We start from the raw sequence: 17,940 nt of genomic DNA, 5'->3' as shown, positions 1-17,940 counted from the left end.
GGAGCGGCGGGCCGACGACGACGGCGCAAGCCCGTGACGCCATGCACTCACCTCCACGCCGCTGCGAATACCCACACAACCCGCCCAGCACACCCACGAGCCCAATGAGCCGGTATCCCGCGTTAACGCAGCACGCTTACGGCGCTTCCGGCTCAGGGGTGTCGTGGTTGACTGACGCCGTAGATGCTCCGGGCAGATGTGCGGGGCCGGCGGGTGCGCATCTTGTGAAGCAGCACCACAACCACTCCAGCAACGAGCCACAAGCAGCCTATGACAACCCAGGTGACCGGCTCGTCCACCGGGACGCCGGTGCTCACCGCCAATAGGTTGGACAGGTGGAATCCACCGTGCACGCCCACGGCCGCCCAGGTCGAGCCTGAGACCCAGCGGGCCGCCATAGCGGCAGCCCCGAAGCCGAATGGCATGCCAGGTAGATGACACGCTCACCCCATCCCTCCTGACCCCCTTGGGAGACCAGATGCATGACGGTGAAGGCAAGAACCGTCACAACGGCCGCCACCCGGGTGGAGCCCAGAGAGCGGAACAGCCATCCCCGCCACACCAGTTCTTCGGGGATCCCCTGCAATAAGAACCCCAGGGCAACCTGAATCAGGATCGCTGACCACCACGTGTCACCCGGCATGACAGGCTCCTTCCGGGCGATGCCGAGCGCTTCGTCTACGGCCCCGGCCATCGGCATAACCGCAAAGGCGACGGCGATCATGCCGACGCACCAGGCCAGCGCACGCGGGCTCGGGCGCATTGCCAGGCCGACGGGACTCGCATGGTCCAAGCGGGTGATCAGCAGCCGAGTGCATATGAACGCGCAGAGGGTCGCCGTGGACATGATTGCGAGGGCGGCCAGGCAGACCACCAGTAGTCCCGCCGTCCCCCAGCCGAAGATCTTTCCGTCCAGCAGCCTCCCTACTCCCGGTATGGCCATGACGAGCACCGGCACCGTGGCGCTAAGCAGCGTAACCGCGATGGCAATCGCTACCCGCAGCACGGCGCCGCGCATACCCGGCCGCCTGGCACGCGCCTCCGACTCCGCATCTGTTTTGACTCGTGCCCCGATGATCTCGCGTGCGCTCATATCGATCACGTTAAGTGGCGCGGGTAACAGACACCAGAGCCAGCACCGTTAACCAGGGCCGACACGCCACGGATTCAGGGATCTGTACGGGTACTCCCCAAGACCCTTTACCATCCTGTACCCGTCAGCGTATGGTTCAAAGGCATGGATTCGTTGACTCAGCCCCGGAAGGCCGAAGCGGGCGACAAGATCGCGGTGCTGTCGCCGTCGCTGGCCGCGCCCGCGATCGGGCCCGCCGTTCATGAGCAGGCGTTGGAGCGGCTTCGCGCCATAACCGGCCTAGTGCCGGTGGAGTTCCCCACTACCCGCCGTCTCGGAGCGACGGCGCGCGAACGCGCCGACGATCTGAATGCCGCCTTCGCCGATCCGAGCATCCGCGCAATCATCGCCACCGCGGGCGGCGACGACGAGATGACGGTCCTGCCACTCCTCGATGCCGAGCCGCTCCTGCGCGACCCCAAGCCGGTACTCGGTTACAGCGACAACACCAACCTTCACCACTGGCTGTGGTCGCACGGTGTGTGCAGCTTCCACGGCGGCGCCACCCAGGTTCACCTGGGGCCCGGGCCAGATGTGGACGCCATTCACCGCGCCTCGCTGCGCGCCGCACTGTTGACGGGTGAGTCACTGGAGATCACCGAGCCGGGATACTCGGAAGACTTCGGCAAGGACTGGGCCGACCCGCGAGCGCTGACCGAATACGGGGCCCGTGAGCGGACCGATTCATGGCTGTGGGACGGGCCGGCCACGGTAGTCAGTGGGCCCGGCTGGGGCGGTTGCTTGGAGATGCTGGTGCTTGGGCTTGCCGCAGGGCGCATCCAGGCCGATGCCAGTGCCCTCGATGGCTGTGTGCTGATGCTAGAGACCTCCGAACTACTGCCGAGTCGGGAACTGGTGGCGGGCATGCTGCGCTCCTTGGGGAACGAGGAGTGCTTGAAGCCGCAGCAGCCATCCTGCTGGCGCGACCGCCCGCATCCAGTTTTCAGACACCCAGCGACGCGGAGGCACGCGCTCGATATCGCCGTGAACAGGCTCAGAGTGCACTTGAGGTCATCAGGCACTACAACACAGCGGCACCGGTGTGCACTGGAATCCCATTCGGGCACACCCGGCCCCAGTGGATCCTCCCCCACGGCGGCGCACTCACCGTCGACGCCGCGTCCAGGCGGATCACTGCCTCATACGCCTGAGGACTCTCGTGGGCCGGGGCGTGTCTGCTTGGCGCGCACGGGCGTGACCGCCCCGGACGTCGACGTCAGTGCTGCTACCTCCCACGTCTCGGACGACATCCTCGAACTACGCACCGTCTCTTGCATCACGCTAAGACTCATCCGCACGCCCAACGCACATCAGTCCCGAAGAGCCGACAACCTCTATGTACATTTCATCGAGCGAGATGTACATTGAAGCATGACTGTCGTCACCATGTCCCGCGCCCGTGCAGAGCTCCCGGCGATTGTGGACGATGCCCGCGAAGGCGCCGTCTTCCTGACCAAGCGGGGCCGAACCGAAGCCGTTCTCATCAGCCCAGCGGCCTATGAACGCATGCTTGAGGCACTCGAGGACCAGGAGGACATCGCCGCCTACGACGCGGCGATGAGCGAGGAAGGCCCCAACATTCCCTGGGATGAGGTCAAGGCCGACCTCGGGCTCGACTAGGCAAACGCCCACCCATGCGCTACGAGATTGAGGTGCGCCCCGCGGCGCTCAAAGCCCTGCGTCGCATCGACAAGCGGGATCAACGCCGGATCCAGGGGGCGATCGCCCTGCTTGCCACCGACCCGCGCCCTCCCGGATGCCGCCTTCTCAAAGGCCGTCCCGCCTGGCGGGTACGCGTGGGAGATTCGGGCAGATACAGCATCATCTACACGATCGACGACGGCCGACTCGTCGTCGTTGTGGTCACACTCGGACACCGCCGCGACGTTTACCGCTGACCGGGCCGCTCCGCTCAGCACGAACGGGCCGGAAACCCGTGCGGATTTACTCTGCGGCCTGCTCCTGCTGCTTGCGCCAGCGGATGCCGGCGTCGATGAATCCGTCGATGTCGCCGTCGAACACGGAGTCGGGGTTGCCGACCTCGTAGCTGGTGCGCAGGTCCTTGACCATCTGGTAGGGGTTGAGCACGTAGGAGCGCATCTGGTCGCCCCAGGAGGCCTTGACGTCGCCCGCCAGCTCCTTCTTCCTGGCGTCCTCCTCCTGCTGCTTGAGCAGCAGCAGGCGCGACTGGAGCACGCGCATGGCGGCGGCACGGTTCTGGATCTGGGACTTCTCATCCTGCATGGACACCACCAGCCCCGTGGGCAGGTGGGTGATGCGCACGGCGGAGTCAGTAGTGTTCACGGACTGGCCGCCGGGCCCGGAGGAGCGGAAGACGTCTACGCGGATGTCCGTCTCGGGGATGTCGATGTGGTCGGTGGACTCGATCAACGGGATCACTTCCACGGCAGCGAAGGAGGTCTGGCGGCGTCCCTGGTTGTCAAAGGGGCTGATGCGCACCAGGCGGTGAGTTCCACCCTCCACGCTTAGCGTGCCGTAGGCGTAAGGGGCATGCACCTCGAAGGTGACGGACTTCAGCCCCGCCTCCTCGGCGTAGGAGGTATTGAGCACCTTGACCTGGTAGTCGTGCCGCTCGGCCCAGCGGGTGTACATGCGCAGAAGCATCTCGGCGAAGTCCGCGGCGTCGACACCGCCCGCACCGGAGCGGATGGTGACCACGGCGTCGCGCTGGTCGTACTCGCCGGATAGCAGGGTGCGGATCTCCAGGTCGGACAGGTCCTTACGCACCCCGGCCAGGTCCTGCTCGGCCTCGGCGAGCAGCTCCGCGGCGTCCGCCCCGGACTCCTCCCCCGCCATCTCCACCATGGTCTCCAGGTCGTCGATACGCCCTCCCAGCGCCTGCACGCGCTTGAGATCGGCCTGCGCGTGCGACAGAGCGGAGGTGACCGCCTGGGCGGCGTCGGCGTCGTCCCAAAGGTTGGGGGCGGCGGCCTGCTCGGACAGCTCGGCGATACGCTCACGCAGCGCCTCAGGATCCGTCACGGCGACGACGGATGCGTAGGTGTGTCGGAGCTGCTCGATCTCGGCGGGGAAGTCTGTGGCCACGGGGCCGAGTCTAGAACAGACCCGGGCCCCGCCTCGACGCACGGCGAAGGGCTCATAGCGGAGCATGCCGTACACGTCATCCGCCCGGCAGCCACTGTCCGCCGTATTGCCTAGCTGCCTAGCTGCCTACCGCACCGTTTCACATTCCAGTGGTGGCGCGGGCGCTGCCGGTAGCGGTGATAGTGAACCCCGCTGCAGGTATCACGCCCCAGGGCAGGAAGGGCGGCTGCGAGTGCGCCGTCAAGGTGACCACTGCGGTGGCACCGTCCGGGCTGGATGCCGCTGCGATTCGCAGGTCGGCCAGGTCGACGGGCTGAGTCTCCAGATCCGCGACCGCGGCAGCCTGCACGCTGGCATCGGATAGCACGCCGGGACCGGTCCCAGTACTGGCACCATCGAAGTAGGAGTCCTCCTCGACGGCGTCGGCCGCCGCCGCTGCGGCCGAGTCAGCCAGGGCCGTCAGCGTCTTCAGGTCCAGGTAGACGGCGCTGGCGGAGGCGAGGGTGAGAACCAGCGCCAAAACCACGGTGATCAGCCCGATCCCCAGCAGCAGCGTCTGCCCATCCTCGACAGCTGATACTGCCCGCACCCGAGCGAGCCACCGACGCAGGCACCCAGCCGACCGCCGGGCCCATGCGGCTGCCCCGCATTCCCGCAGCCCCATGCCGACAGTCACGGCTGGCCTTCCGTCCCGGCGAGGGTAACGGACCGTGCCGCATCCATGACGACCACATTGCGTCCCAGCCCCGCTGTTCCCAGCAGTGGCAGGTCCACGCCCGCCTGGACTCGCACCACGGCGGCGCTGCATGCGGCATCAGCGCAGACGACAGTCATCGCAGTCGCAGGATCAGCGTCGACGCCCTGGTCTGACAGGGCCAGCTCCACTGCGGTACGGGCGTGGGCAACGGCCGCATCTCCTGGCTCCACCTCCAGGATCCGGCTGGCGGCGTCGGCAGCCGAAGCCACCGCGAAGGACGCCGCCTGAACCTGCGCGAGGGCGACCAGCAGGTAAACCACCGGAACCACCAGCAGCACGGTCCAGCCAATGAACTCCACCGGCGCGTTGCCCGCCTCCGGGTCCCTACCACGCAGCACGCGCGCGTAAATACTCTGCCGCGGGGCGGTTGCCCCCGGTTGCCGTTGTGGCCGGCACGGCGCCGACCGATCGCCGAACAGCTCACGGCTCCTCCCCCTCCACGCCTGCCAGCGCCGCCTCGTCGACGGCGTGCCCGGTAACGTGCAGCGTCCCGCCGGGACCCAGCAGGCCGAGCACCGGCAATGGCGCGACCACCTCCACCTGCACGACGGAGAGCCCGTTGGCGGTGGTCCTGGAGACGGCGACCTCCTGCACGTAGCCATCCGCGAGGGCGGCATCGGCCAGGGCGCGTACGCGCGCGTCCGCCTCGGCCGTGGTACCGCCGACGAGGGCGGCACGTCGGGCTCCCTCGCCAGCGGCGTCGGTCAGCACGTTACGCACATGCAGACCGAGGGCGAGCTGTAGCAGCGCTACTGACACGGCAATCACCAGGATACCGACGAGCACAAAATCAACGACGGCCGCCCCCTGCTCACCGGTCCTCTCACGTGCGCGGAGCATCCGGAGGCTGCTGGCCCGGGACCGCCCCAGGGCACCAACCGGCGTATGCGGCTCAGATGGCACCGGTGACCTTGGCAATGGCGTCATTGAAGACCTGGGTGAGTGCTGGGCCGGCTACCGCCCAAAGGGCTACCACCAGGCCCGCGGTCATCAGGGTTACCAGCACCCAGCCGGGGACGTCACCGCGCTCGTCGGCCATGCGGCCGAGAGCGGCTTTCAGGCGGATGCTCAAGCGGTTGAGGGTGTGCATGGGATTCTCCTTATTCATGAGTGGTTATGAGTGATCTGAGACTTGCTGAGGCGGGTGCTGCTGCAGCTGCGGGCGGGTAGACGCAGGCGGGTCATAGGCCGATCCGCAGCACGAACAGCCCAGGGAACAGAGCGAATACGACCGTGATGGGCAGGATCAGGAAGACAACGGGGACCATCTGCGCGATCTCGCGGCGCCCGCCCTCCTCCATGAGGGAGCGGCGCGAGGCCTCGCGGGCATCGGCTGCCTGTGCGCGCAGCACGTCAGCCAGCGGGGTACCGCGTTCCAGGGCGACGGCGATGGCCTCCGACAGGCGGGTGACGTGCAGGGAGTCGACCCGGTCCTCCAGGTGGGCCAGTGCCGTGGTGAGTACCGTTCCGGAGTTAACGTCGGCAAGGGTGAGTTCTAGTTCCTCGACGAGCTCCCCACGGCCAATGTGCACCAACCGCTCGATTGCGGCGACGGGCCCCTGGCCGGCACCGACGACGAGCGCGAGCAGCTCCACAACGTCGGGAAGCTGGGACTCGATGCGGCTGCGGCGCCTCTCCACCGCACGAGTGAGCCACCAGTCGCGTGCCGCTGCGCCGCCTACGGCCGCGAGCAGCACACCGACGATCAGCACGGGCACGTTGACGCGCCAGGCCAATGAGAGCACCAGTCCGCCTCCGGTGGCAATGGCTAGGCCCGCTACTGCCCACAACAACTGCTGGATGCGCAGCTCCTCATAACTCAGCCCGGTGCCGGAGCGGGCCAGCCGACGCCGCACCGACTCGGCGGAGGAACCGATCGCCTCGAGTACCCCGCCCAACCGGGTGACCATGTCCAGCAGTACGCCGCTGATGGTTTGCCCATCGGCAGTCGGTGAGGCGGAGGCCAGTAGCCGTGAGGTGCTGGGACGCGGATGGACATAGGGCTCCAGCCGACTGATCAGGCCGGGGCGGCGACGGCGCACGGCGTCGGCAACCATGAGTATTCCGCAGGCGGCGAGCAGGCCGGTCAGCGCGCCGGCGAGGGTTGGGCTCATCGCAGCACCCGATCTTCCTCGGGCAGTCTCCCGAGCCAAAGCATGAGCCTGTAAGCGACCAGGGTCGCCGCCCCGCCCACGGCTAGGACGAGGGCGCCCGTGCCGGTGGCGTAGGCGGCCGCGGCCTGCGGACGGGTCGACAGCATGGCTAGCACGATCCAGGGTGCCGCCACGGCGACCCGCGCCCCATTGACGGTCCAGGACTGGCGCGCCTCCAGCTCGCCGCGAGTACGCATGTCCTCACGCAGCATCCGTGACAATGCACTGAGCAGCGCAGTCAAGTCAGTTCCGCCGACCTCGTGGGCCAGGCGCAGGGCCTCAACAATGCGGTCGGCCACGGGGTCGGCGAAGCGGGCCTTGAGCCGGTCCAGGGACTGATCGAAGCGGGCGCTGGTGGCGTAGTCGACGCCGAAGGCGCGAAACTCCTCCCGGATGGCCTCGGGACCGCGCTCACCCAGATTGGTCAGTGCCTCGGGCAGGCTCATGCCGGCACGCACGCCCGAGACCAGCGTGTCCACCGCTTCCGGCCATACCTCGCGCAGATTGGTGCGGCGGGTGCGGGCGCGGGAGGAGACGATCAGCAGGGGCGCGCTCGCGGCGATGGTGCCGAAGGCCGCTGCTATGGGCCAGGCGCGGGACACACCGAGGAACAGCAGGGTCACCACCACCCCCAGGACGAGGCTGCCGACGATGAACAGGGCGGGGCTGGTGCGGCCGACGCCCGCCTGGACCAGCAGGTCGGCCAGGTGCCGCTGCCGTTCGGAACGCCACTTGGGCGGCTCGGTTGTCAGGGCGAGCCAAACCAGGACCATGCCGATACCGCCCAACAGCCCGGCCACGGCACCCATCAGGACCACTCCCCGGAATCACGGCCGCCGGGCGCCCGGTCGGACGGGTGTACGGGGTGTCCTCGGTCAGCAGCGCGGCCAGATCGTGGCCCGCGCGGGTGTAGCGTTCCGCGGCCGGGGGCATTCCCGGTCCGCGCACGAGCCGACCTGCGGCGTCGCGCTGGAATACCTCAGACATCTCGATGGTGCCGTTCTCCACTCGGCCTGACAGGGCGGCGATCTCCCGCACCTGGCGGTGCCCGTCGGCGCCCAGGTCCAGGTGGACCACTAGGTCGACGGCGGAGGCGACGGTGGGAACCACAAAACCTGCGGAAACGTTCTCTCCCGCCAGTAGCGGTAGGGTGCAGATCTTGACAACCGCCTCCCGGGCGGAGTTGGCATGCAGTGTGGACATGGATGGCAATCCCGAGTTCATTGCGATCAGCAGGTCCAGAGCCTCCGCCTCTCGCACCTCGCCTATCAGCAGCCTGTCGGGGCGCATGCGCAGCGCCTCCTTCACCAGCCGCCGCAGGCTGATCTCCCCCACGCCCTCCAGGTTGGGTGCGCGGGTCTGCATGGCCACACAGTCGCGGTTGCGTAGCGCCAGCTCAAAAACCTCTTCGCAGGTGATTACCCGTTGCCCGGCGGGGATGGAGCCGGCCAGCGCCCGCACCATGGTGGTCTTGCCTGCCTGGGTGGCGCCGGAGACGAGGATGTTGAGCCCGGCCTGTACGGAAGCGTCCAGGAAGGCGGCAGCGTGTTCGGTCAGCGAGCCCATGCGCACCAGGTCACTGGTGCGTGCCGCGCGGGAGGTGTGCTTGCGGATGTTGACCGCCCAGTGCTGGGAAGTTATGGGTGGAATCGCCACGTGTAGCCGTTCGCCCCCGGGTAGCTGGGCATCCACGAAGGGGCTGGCCAGGTCCAGGCGGCGGCCGGAGGACCGCAGCATCCGCTCCACCAGGACACGCAGCTCCTCGTCCTCCAGCAGGGTGGTGGTCAGTTCCGGGCGGCCCGAGCGGGCGACGAATACGCGCCCGGGGGCGTTGCACCACACCTCCTCCACCGTGTCATCGTCGAGGTAGCGCTGCAACGGGCCGAGGCCGGCCAGCGCATCGACGGCGCGCGCACCTGCGGCCTCGGGATCCGGCAGGGGCGGGACCAGGCCGGCGTCGGCGCGCGCCACGTAATCGGCACTCGCCTCGGCGACTAGCGCCTCCAGGGCAGGAGTGTCCGTCAGCGGGTCGATGCCGCGACGGCGGACCAGCTCGCGTATTTCGGAGTGAAGCAGCGCTGCGGCATCCATACGGACCTCACTGACTGGTTGGATTGGGAGATGAGAGTTGGGGTGACTTGATGGTGTGGTGCGTGGCGCTGACTCATCACTGAAAAGCGCCACGCAGCGACCATAGGTCACGACTGGGCATCGGCGCCACTTGGTTTTCTGGGCCTGTGGAAAACCTCGTGCGCCCGGGAGGAGCACCGCAGTGGTGGGAGGCCGACTGCCAGTGTGCTGGAAGCTGTACGGACCCCGGGGCGCGGCGCCGCCCCACTGGGCGGATTCCTCGCCTACGGTGGAGTCATGTCGCAGCCGCCCACCGAGTCGTCCGGACCCACGCGCATGTCCGAGTTCAGTTCCTCACAAGACTCCGGCAGCCCGCAGGCGCCCGTCGGCTCTGCGGAATCCTCCGGCGGTGCGGGCGGTTCCGGCCCGGCCCGCGAGCGTTCGCGGCTGGCCTTGGCGGCCCTTGCCGGGGTCGCGGTGCCCGGGCTGGACCCGGCGCGGTTGGCCCTCCCCAGGAGCGGTCCGCTGCTGTGCGCACGGTTGGTGTCATAGACACTCAGGGCCGCCACTGGGAAGTGCTGGAAACACATGATGACGCCACTGGAGCGGCCATGGAGGCGGAGGCCGAGGTGCTGCGCCGCATCGGCCGGGTGGCCGACGACGGCCGGTTGTCGTTCGACGTGCCCCGCCCCGCCGGCACGCTCCGTCTGGAGGGCAGTCACATTCAGGTGCGCAGCCACCTAGAGGGGCGGCACATGGACGTTGGGTCGCTGCGCCCTGGGCCTGGGCTTTCTGCTGGGCTGGGTAAAGCCCTGGGAGAGTTGCATGACCTGCCCACCACCGTGGTATCCGAGGCTGGTCTGCCGGTGTACGACGCGGACGATGTGCGTACCCAGTGGCTGAACCTGCTTGACGACGCCGCCGCAACGGGCAAGGTGCCGCCGGCGCTGCTGGCCCGTTGGGAGGTGGCGCTGGAGGACTCGGCGCTGTGGAGGTTCCGCCCGGTGGTGGTGCACGGCGACCTCGCGCCGGAGAACGTGCTTACCGCGGGAGGGGCGGTAGTGGCTATGCGTGGCCTGGGACAGGCCCATGTGGGCGACCCGGCCGAAGACATGGCGTGGGTGTATGCGTCCGTACCGGTGGACTGCCTGGACTCGATCGAGTCCGCCTACGACTTGGCGCGCACCGAGGGCGTGGACCGGCACCTGCGTGATCGGGCGGAGCTGGTCAGCGAGTTGAGCCTGGCACGCTGGCTGATGCACGGCGTGCGATCCGGGAGTGCCTCCGTTGTTGATGACGCGGTGGCGATGCTGGCAGACCTGGCTGCCCAGGTCGGGGACGAGCCGTTGGTGGAGCCGAGCGGTCCGCGGCTGGCCCCCGTGCCCGGGGTCAAGGAGACCGCTGAGCCGGAAGCGACTACCAGCGAGGTCAAGATGGTGCTGGTCGAGGATGACGCCGATGGCGACCACGAGGGTACCGGCGAGAATGCGGCGGACGGCAACGAGCCGGGCGGCGGGGACTAGTTCCCCCGACCGCGGCGCGGCCGCAGGGGCTATCGCACTACCGCGGGGCGGGGTTCCGCGGGGTCCGGCTACCAGCAGGGCAGGGGAGACTCCGACACTCACTGATCCCGCAGGTCCAGGCTGCGCCGAATCTCCTCCAGGGAGAGGAAGTCCTTCTCGCCCAGCTCGTCGACGCGGCCCTTGTCTGCGACGTAGACGTAGGCGGCGCGGATCTGGTCGGTGGGCAGGTCCTTGGCTGCGGACCATGCGTGCACGTACACGCTGAGCTGGTCCACCGGCACGCGTTGGTGGCCGGTCTTCCAGTCGACCACCAGGTAGTCGTCACTGCCGGGGCGCTGAAAGATGGCGTCGATGCGGCAGCGCAGCGTGGTGTCGCCGATGGTGAGCTCAAGCGGTTCCTCGGTGCTCACCAACTGGTATCCCGCCAGCAGTGGGTGGTCGGCGGCAACCTCCAGCCAGTCGTTGACGTGGTCGCGGTCCGCCTTGCTCAAGGTCTCCGGCACGCCGGCGTCCTCCAGGCTGAACAGCGGACCTTGGCTGGTCAGGCGCTGGGCGATGGCGTCGTGGAAGACGGTTCCCAGGCGGCCAGATGATTGCGGCTGGGACGGCAGCGGTCGGCGCAGGCCTAGCGCGAAGCCGTCGCGGTCGCGGCGCAGCTCGCCGAGCCCGGTTGCGGCCAGGTGAGCGGGCTGGCGGACCGTGGGCACTTCGGCCGCGGCGGCGTCGCGCTCGGCCAGCAGTAGCCGGGCGTCCTCCCACCAGCGGGCGACGCGCCCGTCGGTGGCGCCCTCCCCGTGGGATGCACGCCGCGGAGGGCCTCGCCCGCGGAGGCCACGGTCGGGGCCGCCATGGCACGGCTGACGGCCTCGGCGACGGCGATGCGGGCGGCTCGCTCCGAGCCCGGGGCGGCCGTGTGCTTCACCGGCCAGGGAGCCTCCGCGATCCCAACGGGGTTGGCGGCGTCCTCAGGCAATTCGGTGAAGCCCGGGCCGAACTCGGCAAGCAGCCCCGCCCGCTGCAGCTCGGTCAGGAACCGGGATGCGGGCTTTACGGTGTTGCCTTCCTTGACCAGGTGGGAACCGGTCATCAGCACGTCATGCCGTGCACGAGTTATAGCCACGTAGGCGAGGCGACGCTCCTCGGAAATCAGGTGGCGTCCAAGCGCGAGCTTGTACTGCTCCTTAAGGGCCTTAATCTCGGCCTTCTCATCCCGGCTCAATTTAATGCCCGGGCCCATTGGTATCTCCAGGCTGCCGAGTTCGAAGGGCGGCAACTGGTCTGCGTCAGCGCGTAAGGGATAGGGAAATGTATTAACGGAGTTCATCCAAGACTTGTCGGCCACCGTCCCGTCCGCGCGCGGCTTGGTCTCATAACTGGGGAAAGACGCCTCAGACAGGCCGGTGACGGCAACACAGTCCCACTCCAGGCCCTTGGCGCCGTGGACGGTCATGATCTGCACGGCGCCCGGTTCGGGCTCGATATCGGGGACCTCCAGCCCGCGCTCCTCTTGTTCCGCAAGCTCGAGCAGTTCCAGGAACCCGGAGACGGTGGGAACATCGACATCGGCGGCGTACTGCTCGGCGGCGGCCTGGAAGGCATCCAGGGCGCGCCGCCCCATACGGTTGCCGACGCGGGCTGCCAGTTCAATGTCCAGTCCGAGTGCCTGTTCGGCGACCACCACTAGGTCCGGCAACGGCAGCGCAAGCGCGCCGCGTACGCGGCGCAGCGCCCGGGCGATCCGCACGATCGCCTGCCGTCCCGCCTCACTGAGCCCGGAATCGGGGTTCCTCACCGCGGACTTGCTTGCTCCCGCCGCACGCCGGACACCGGGGACATAGGTGGCGTCATCGCGGCGGGCGAGCTCCTCTAGCGCCTCGGACAGGGCCACATCCTCGAGCTGCTCCGCAGCATGTCCGCCGGCTCCGGCGTTTTCACCGCCCGTCCGGTCGCGCTGGCGCACGAGCTCGCGAGCGAAGTGCTGCAGGGCCCGCAAATCGGCCGCACCGACATCGGTTCCCGTGAGCAGGCGCATGAGCCGATCGCCACGTTCGGGATCCGCGGCCACAGCCAGTAGGGCCCGCACATCCGCTACCTCTGGGATGGACAGCATGCCGCCCGACACCGCCACCTCGTAGGGAATACCACGCGCCTCAAGGGCCTCGGCCACCGGCGTCATCTGGATGCGGCTACGGCACAGCACCGCCAGTTCTGCCGTCCGGCTCCAACGCTGCTGCATGAAATCGGCTATGACGTTCGCCTCCTGCAGCGGGTCGGTGAGGAATGATCCGAACACCCGCCCGGCACCGAGACCGTCATCGGCGGAACGCTCACGCAACTCGCGCACTGGGACATGGCTTATGGCCGCGTCGCCGAGCTGATACTCAGGGTTGCGCAGGGGGCTCGAGATGACATTGGCGGCGGCGAGGACCGCGGAGTCGTTGCGCCAGGCGGTCGACAGCTGCAGCACCGGGGTCTCGGCTTCGGGGTTGCCGCCGTCGGCGACGGACTGCACGCCTGAGGGGTTGAAGCGGTTGTGGAAGGTGTCCAGCGCGCCGGCGCTGGCTCCGCGCCAGCCGTAGATGGCCTGGTTGGGGTCGCCGACGGCGGTGACGCCCTGATCGGCGAACAGTGCGGACAGCAGCCGCACCTGGGCGACGGAGGTGTCCTGAAACTCATCCAGCAGCACTGCCGGATACTGCGCACGCATGGACGCCACGGCCTCGGGCACTTCTTCGGCGATACGGCAGGCCAGCACTAGCCGGTCGCCGAAGTCGACCAGTCCATGTCGGCGCTTGTAGTCGCGGAAGTCCTGCACAGCGTCGAGCACGCCCAGCCAGGTCGCTATTACAGTGGTCGACTTGTCCTCTAGCAGGTTCTTCTGAATGGCCTGCAGTCCGGAGAACAAGTCGCAAATATCGGTCAGTTCCTCGCGGGCATCATCAATGCTGAGCAGGTTCGTGGACAGCGCATTGTCCGCGCGCAGGACGGCGGCAATCGCGCTGGACTTGGATTCAAAAGGAAGCGGGTCCGTGCGTCGTTCGAGAATGTCGGTAGCGATCTGCCACTTGCGGGCCTCGGTGATCAGGGTGGCATCCGGGTCGGTGCCAGCGTACAGGCCGTATTCGCGCACGAGTGAGCCGGCAAAGGAGTCGTAGGTGGCCACGGTCGGCTCGGGTGAGTCGTCTGCGCCGTTGATGACGCTGCTGCCTGCCAGCTGGGCGAGGCGGGTGGAGACGCGCTCGGCCAGCTCGGCGGTGGCCTTGCGGGTGAAGGTCAGCCCCAGGACCTGATCTGGGCGGACGGCGCCGGTGGCGACCAGGTGGACGACGCGCTGGCTCATGGTGGCGGTCTTGCCGCTGCCGGCGCCGGCGACCACCAGCAGGGGCCGCAACGGATAGGCGATGATCTTCGACTGTTCCTCGGTAGGTGAATGCAACCCGAGTTTCTTGGCGAGGGCTTCTGGGGTGAGGTCGGCGGCGCTCATGCCACGGTTCTCCTTCCTTCGGGGTTGACGGGGCAACTGGCCTTGAAGGAGCACCCGCGACAGTGGCCACCGCTGCGAGCGGTGAGACTGGCACCGGAAATATCCAGCGCGGCGCGGGCGAGCAGCTCCACATCCCACTCCTTCCCGGTTTCCGGATCGGGACTGGAGGCGAGAAGCAGTCCATCGGGCACCAAGAACACACCACGATCCTTCGTGACGCGCGGCTCCACGCCGAGCGCTGCGAGGCCGGTGCCATCTACCTCATAGCCGAGGGCGGACAGCGCCATGCGGTAGGTGGCGAGCTGCGCGTTGAAATTCGGTTTGTCTGGCTTGCTGATGCCGGTCTTGAAGTCGATGACGCGTACGCGCTGTCCCTGCCCGGCGGGTAGCACACGGTCCGCGGATGCGTCGGGCGGGGTGCCATCGAGGAACTCCAGGCGGTCGATGCGCCCGCGTATGCGAACGGGGATCGGATCCCCCGCGGTCACGGACTCACCGTCGCTGGCCACGGCCCCGGCGTCGGCCACGCACCCGGCATCACCGCCCGCTACGGGCCCGCCACCGTCAACAACGGCGCTTTCCCCCTCGTCGTCCTGGGGGACGGGCAAATCGAGATGGACGTCTACCGTCTGCTCCACCAGGGCGGGGGCGGTGACCGACCCGAGGTAGGCGTCGAGCCGGTCAATCATGTCGCGCACGCGCTGCCGCTGAAGACCACCCAGCCAGGTGTCCGGGTAACCCAGCTCCGGCAACGCGTCCTCCAGGGCCTGGCGCAGCGCGTCGCCGCGCAACCCCTCCCGTTCAGCGCGCTCGGCCAGGCCGTGCACGAGCACGCCGACCCCCTGGGCATCGCTGGTGCCGGTGCCGGCGCCGTTGCGCTGCAGGAACCATTTCAGCGGGCACTTACTGATCGCGTCGACGTCGGAGGGACTGATGCGGATCTCTTGACCCGCGCCGACCAGGGGCGCGGTGGAGGTCGGGTGCCCCAGGCCGGCCCAGTTGGTGGGTGCGGCGGCACTGACGCCGTCGCGGGCGAGTACGGCCAGCAGCTGCTCGGCCTGACGGCCGCGCGCGCGAGCGCCGGCGTCGGCCTGCTCCAGGCGGCCGGCAATGGCTGCAGCGCGCAGTTCCCCCACGAGCCCCGGCAGGGTCAGGTCCGCAACATCCGGGGCGTGGTTGAGCTCGCCGTCCTCGTTGAAGATCTTCTGCTCGGCAGCGGCGGCGACCTCGAACAGGAACGCCGAGGGGGCGGTGTCGGCATCCGCGGCAGCGGTAATCACTAGACGGCGACTGGCGCGGGAGATGGCAGAGAGGAACATGCGGCGTTCGTCGCCCCGGACCTGACTGCGGGCCTCGGCGGGATCTTGTGCGGCCACCCGCCTGCCGTCGGCCACGAGCGGGAGGCGGCCGGTGACGGCGTCGACCAGCAAGCCGGAGTGTGTCACTCCGTCGCGCAGCCGTAGATCGGGCCACACATCCCGCTCCACCCCGGCGACGACCACTACCTCCCACTGGGCTCCGGCCGCGGAGGCCGGGGGGAGGACCGCGACGCCGGGCGGGCGGATTCCTTGCGGGGCCACCGTGTCCGAGGGCAGCACCTCTGCCGCGAGCTCGTTCAGGAAGTCGCCTGCTGCGGCCCCGGGGTGGCGCTCTGCCCACACCTCAGCGCGTTTGAACAGCACGGTGACCACGTCCAGGTCATGTTCCGCCGCCTCGGCCATGAGTGCGGCGGAGCGGGAGGTGCGCGGTGTAAGCGCCGTGGCGCGCCAAGTCTCCGCGCACTGAGAGGCCTGCCAGGCAGCCCACATCAGTGCCTCGGCGTCAACGCGCCCTCCCCTGGCGGCGTCTACAACCCGCCGCAGGACGGCGACGACCCCGGCCGCGCGCTCGAGCCGTATGGCCTGCTCAGCCAGGGGCTCGTCAGCCAGTTCCCGGGCCAGGACGGCGGCCGCCTCAGGACTGGCCAGCACGCCTAGCAGGTTCTCATCCCGGCCGGCCTCGGCGGGCCGGTCGGCGCGCAGGCGGCGCCGCAGCCGACGCAGGTCCAGGTTGGTCAGCCCAATCAGGGGGCTGGTGAGCAGGTCGAAGGCTGTGGCCCACTCGGGTGGGGTGTCGGCGTCCCCGAGGGTGCCGGCCAGCGCGGCGCGACAGGCGTTGATGATGGCGGCCGCGGCCGGCTCGGCGCGCAGCAGCACGGCCGGGGTACTGGAGGCCAGGGGAACGCCGTGGTGGCGCAGTTCTCGGCTGACCGCGCGGGCGGTGCTCGCGGAGCGGACGATCACGGCCATCTGGTCCCACGCGGTGTTGTAGTGGACGTGCTCGCCGCGCAGGATGCGAGCGATCTGGGCAGTCTGCTGGAGCGGCCCGGAGGCGATGATGGTCTCAACACCACTCGGAAGCGCCTGCACGTGCGTCGTATCTTGGGGCGTGTTTTGGGGCGCTGCGTCAATGGCACCCGCTCCGGAAGCATCGTGGGCATCTCCAGCCGCGGCATCTGTCCCGGCGGCGGGCGGCGCAGCGGCGGATGCCGGGCCGCTGACGTACTCGGGGTGCCGGTGAGTAGCGGTGCCGGTGATGGGGATGCGGTCGGCCTGCGCGGCCCACACCTGGGCGAGTGCGGGTGTGCCGCGGTGGACCGTACGCAGCGTTAGGCGCTCGGCGGCGAGCCCGGAGCGATCCTCGGCGGCGTTGAGCAGGCTGGGGTTGCCGCCGCGGAAGACCTCAACGGCGGCGTCGGGATCCCCCAGCGCAACGATCTGAGCGCGGTGACCATCGGCGTCGGGGGCGGCGAGGGCAGCCAGCAGACGGGCGGTGGCAGCGGTGCAGTCCTGGTAGTCGTCGACGACGATAACGTCCGGAACTGGACGCGGCGCGTTCACGCCGTCGTCGCCCCAGGATTCCAGGACCTCGCGGGCGCGGTCCTGCAGGCGGGCCGAGTCCATCTTGCGAACGGCGGAGCGGTTGGCGGCGCTGGGGCGGCCCTGCGCGTCCCAGGTGCGCAGCAGCGGGGCGGCGTGCCGCCAGATGGGGACGTCCAGCTCGGCGCCGAGAGCGGCGAGCTGCTCGGCGGTGACGCCGAGTTCGCCGGCACGGGCCAACAGATTGCGCAGCTCGGTGCGGAAGGCACGTGACTCGACGGCCTCGGCGGGCAGGTCCCCCCAGTCGGCCCCGGGCACCAGCCCGGCCAGCGCGGCGTCCTCCTCCGCCCCAGCGAGCAGGACCGGGGCGGGCAGCGGGTCGGGACGCTGGGTGAACGAGGTTGTCAGGATCGTCAGGGCCAGGCCGACGGGTGTGCGTACCCGGACTGTGCCTGAGGAGGCACCGGCGAGGCTGAGTAGGTGGGAGGCGCGCTCACGCAGCCGGTCAGCACGGGACCGTGTGGGCGCGAGCAGGACCGCTTCCTTGCGGCGGGTGGTTACCGCCTCGACCAGCAGGCGCAGAGCGGTGGTGGTCTTGCCGGTACCCGGGGCGCCGAGAACGACGATGTTCGCACCGTCTGCGGCACGACTGAGGACCCGGGCAGCGGAGGCGTCAGGCTCGGGAAGTGGGGGCTGCGCGAGCGGGGGTAGGAGGCGGGGGGCGCCGGTGGGGCTGGACATGCATCCATCTCACCACGGGGGTCCGACGTGAATGGAACGCCCTTAGCGTCACCTGGACATCGAATCGGTGCGGGCGAGGACATCTGGCTGTCCGCGCGACGCGAAACGGCCCGGATTGTGGCGGACCGGGCAAGCCTTTGCGGCAGCAAGGCCCAT

16 protein-coding genes and 2 pseudogenes are annotated in these 17,940 nt (G+C 69.0%); 6 read left to right on the top strand and 12 right to left on the bottom strand.

What is annotated here, in order from left to right:
• Positions 1-313: 313 nt before the first annotated feature.
• A complete protein-coding gene (locus tag CWT12_RS03530) occupies positions 314-1,093 on the bottom strand; it encodes a type II CAAX endopeptidase family protein (RefSeq protein ID WP_161923732.1) in 780 nt (259 codons plus the stop codon).
• A gap of 144 nt (positions 1,094-1,237) precedes the next feature.
• Here CWT12_RS03530 and CWT12_RS13810 point away from each other — a divergent pair.
• From CWT12_RS13810 to CWT12_RS03515, 4 genes and pseudogenes are all read left to right on the top strand, one after another.
• Positions 1,238-1,570, top strand: a pseudogene (locus CWT12_RS13810) (LD-carboxypeptidase); the annotation flags it as partial.
• Between the two features lie 248 nt (positions 1,571-1,818).
• A complete protein-coding gene (locus tag CWT12_RS13805) occupies positions 1,819-2,283 on the top strand; it encodes a hypothetical protein (protein WP_237564361.1) in 465 nt (154 codons plus the stop codon).
• A gap of 220 nt (positions 2,284-2,503) precedes the next feature.
• Positions 2,504-2,752, top strand: a complete 249-nt coding sequence (locus CWT12_RS03520; RefSeq protein ID WP_161923731.1) for a type II toxin-antitoxin system Phd/YefM family antitoxin — start codon at positions 2,504-2,506, stop codon at positions 2,750-2,752.
• Positions 2,753-2,766: 14 nt separating this feature from the next.
• A complete protein-coding gene (locus CWT12_RS03515) occupies positions 2,767-3,030 on the top strand; it encodes a type II toxin-antitoxin system RelE family toxin (RefSeq protein ID WP_161923730.1) in 264 nt (87 codons plus the stop codon).
• Between the two features lie 46 nt (positions 3,031-3,076).
• Here the strand turns inward: CWT12_RS03515 and prfB are convergent, their stop codons facing one another.
• From prfB to CWT12_RS03475, 8 genes and pseudogenes are all read right to left on the bottom strand, one after another.
• Positions 3,077-4,198 carry a peptide chain release factor 2 gene (prfB, locus tag CWT12_RS03510; RefSeq protein WP_161923729.1) on the bottom strand — a complete coding sequence of 374 codons (1,122 nt, stop codon included), beginning with the start codon at positions 4,196-4,198 and terminating at the stop codon, positions 3,077-3,079.
• A 139-nt stretch (positions 4,199-4,337) separates the two neighbouring features.
• Positions 4,338-4,862, bottom strand: coding sequence for a glycosyltransferase (locus tag CWT12_RS03505; RefSeq protein WP_238994302.1), 525 nt, complete (start codon positions 4,860-4,862; stop codon positions 4,338-4,340).
• An 8-nt stretch (positions 4,863-4,870) separates the two neighbouring features.
• Complete coding sequence (locus tag CWT12_RS03500; RefSeq protein ID WP_237564296.1) at positions 4,871-5,293, bottom strand: peptidase T4; 423 nt, start codon at positions 5,291-5,293, stop codon at positions 4,871-4,873.
• 82 nt (positions 5,294-5,375) lie between these two features.
• Entirely contained in the window at positions 5,376-5,795 is a 420-nt protein-coding gene (locus CWT12_RS03495; RefSeq protein ID WP_161923728.1) for a TadE/TadG family type IV pilus assembly protein, read from the bottom strand.
• 52 nt (positions 5,796-5,847) lie between these two features.
• On the bottom strand, positions 5,848-6,045 hold the full coding sequence (locus CWT12_RS03490; RefSeq protein WP_161923727.1) for a hypothetical protein: 198 nt from the start codon (positions 6,043-6,045) through the stop codon (positions 5,848-5,850).
• A gap of 91 nt (positions 6,046-6,136) precedes the next feature.
• A complete protein-coding gene (locus CWT12_RS03485) occupies positions 6,137-7,069 on the bottom strand; it encodes a type II secretion system F family protein (RefSeq protein WP_161923726.1) in 933 nt (310 codons plus the stop codon).
• Positions 7,066-7,917 carry a type II secretion system F family protein gene (locus CWT12_RS03480; RefSeq protein WP_161923725.1) on the bottom strand — a complete coding sequence of 284 codons (852 nt, stop codon included), beginning with the start codon at positions 7,915-7,917 and terminating at the stop codon, positions 7,066-7,068. Before CWT12_RS03480 ends, CWT12_RS03485 begins: the two co-directional genes overlap by 4 nt.
• Positions 7,918-7,951: 34 nt before the next feature.
• Positions 7,952-9,199, bottom strand: a pseudogene (locus tag CWT12_RS03475) (CpaF family protein); the annotation flags it as partial.
• Positions 9,200-9,475: 276 nt separating this feature from the next.
• Between CWT12_RS03475 and CWT12_RS13800 the strand changes: the two are divergent.
• Both CWT12_RS13800 and CWT12_RS03470 read left to right on the top strand, forming a co-directional pair.
• On the top strand, positions 9,476-9,730 hold the full coding sequence (locus CWT12_RS13800) for a hypothetical protein (RefSeq protein WP_237564295.1): 255 nt from the start codon (positions 9,476-9,478) through the stop codon (positions 9,728-9,730).
• On the top strand, positions 9,709-10,701 hold the full coding sequence (locus tag CWT12_RS03470) for a phosphotransferase (protein WP_237564294.1): 993 nt from the start codon (positions 9,709-9,711) through the stop codon (positions 10,699-10,701). The genes CWT12_RS13800 and CWT12_RS03470 overlap by 22 nt, the downstream gene beginning before the upstream one ends.
• 98 nt (positions 10,702-10,799) lie before the next feature.
• Here the strand turns inward: CWT12_RS03470 and CWT12_RS13370 are convergent, their stop codons facing one another.
• Genes CWT12_RS13370 through CWT12_RS03460 form a run of 3 tightly spaced genes read right to left on the bottom strand, consistent with a single transcriptional unit; the run spans position 10,800 to position 17,784 of the window.
• Positions 10,800-11,408 carry a PD-(D/E)XK nuclease family protein gene (locus tag CWT12_RS13370; protein WP_202616263.1) on the bottom strand — a complete coding sequence of 203 codons (609 nt, stop codon included), beginning with the start codon at positions 11,406-11,408 and terminating at the stop codon, positions 10,800-10,802.
• Positions 11,327-14,185, bottom strand: coding sequence for an ATP-dependent helicase (locus tag CWT12_RS03465; protein ID WP_202616262.1), 2,859 nt, complete (start codon positions 14,183-14,185; stop codon positions 11,327-11,329). Before CWT12_RS03465 ends, CWT12_RS13370 begins: the two co-directional genes overlap by 82 nt.
• On the bottom strand, positions 14,182-17,784 hold the full coding sequence (locus CWT12_RS03460; RefSeq protein ID WP_161923724.1) for a PD-(D/E)XK nuclease family protein: 3,603 nt from the start codon (positions 17,782-17,784) through the stop codon (positions 14,182-14,184). The genes CWT12_RS03465 and CWT12_RS03460 overlap by 4 nt, the downstream gene beginning before the upstream one ends.
• Positions 17,785-17,940 lie beyond the last annotated feature (156 nt).

It is taken from the genome of Actinomyces sp. 432, assembly GCF_009930875.1.
Taxonomy (GTDB): Bacteria; Actinomycetota; Actinomycetes; order Actinomycetales; family Actinomycetaceae; genus Actinomyces.
The sequence above is the reverse complement of the archived record's forward strand: the minus strand, read 5'-3'. Positions and strand labels throughout refer to the sequence as shown.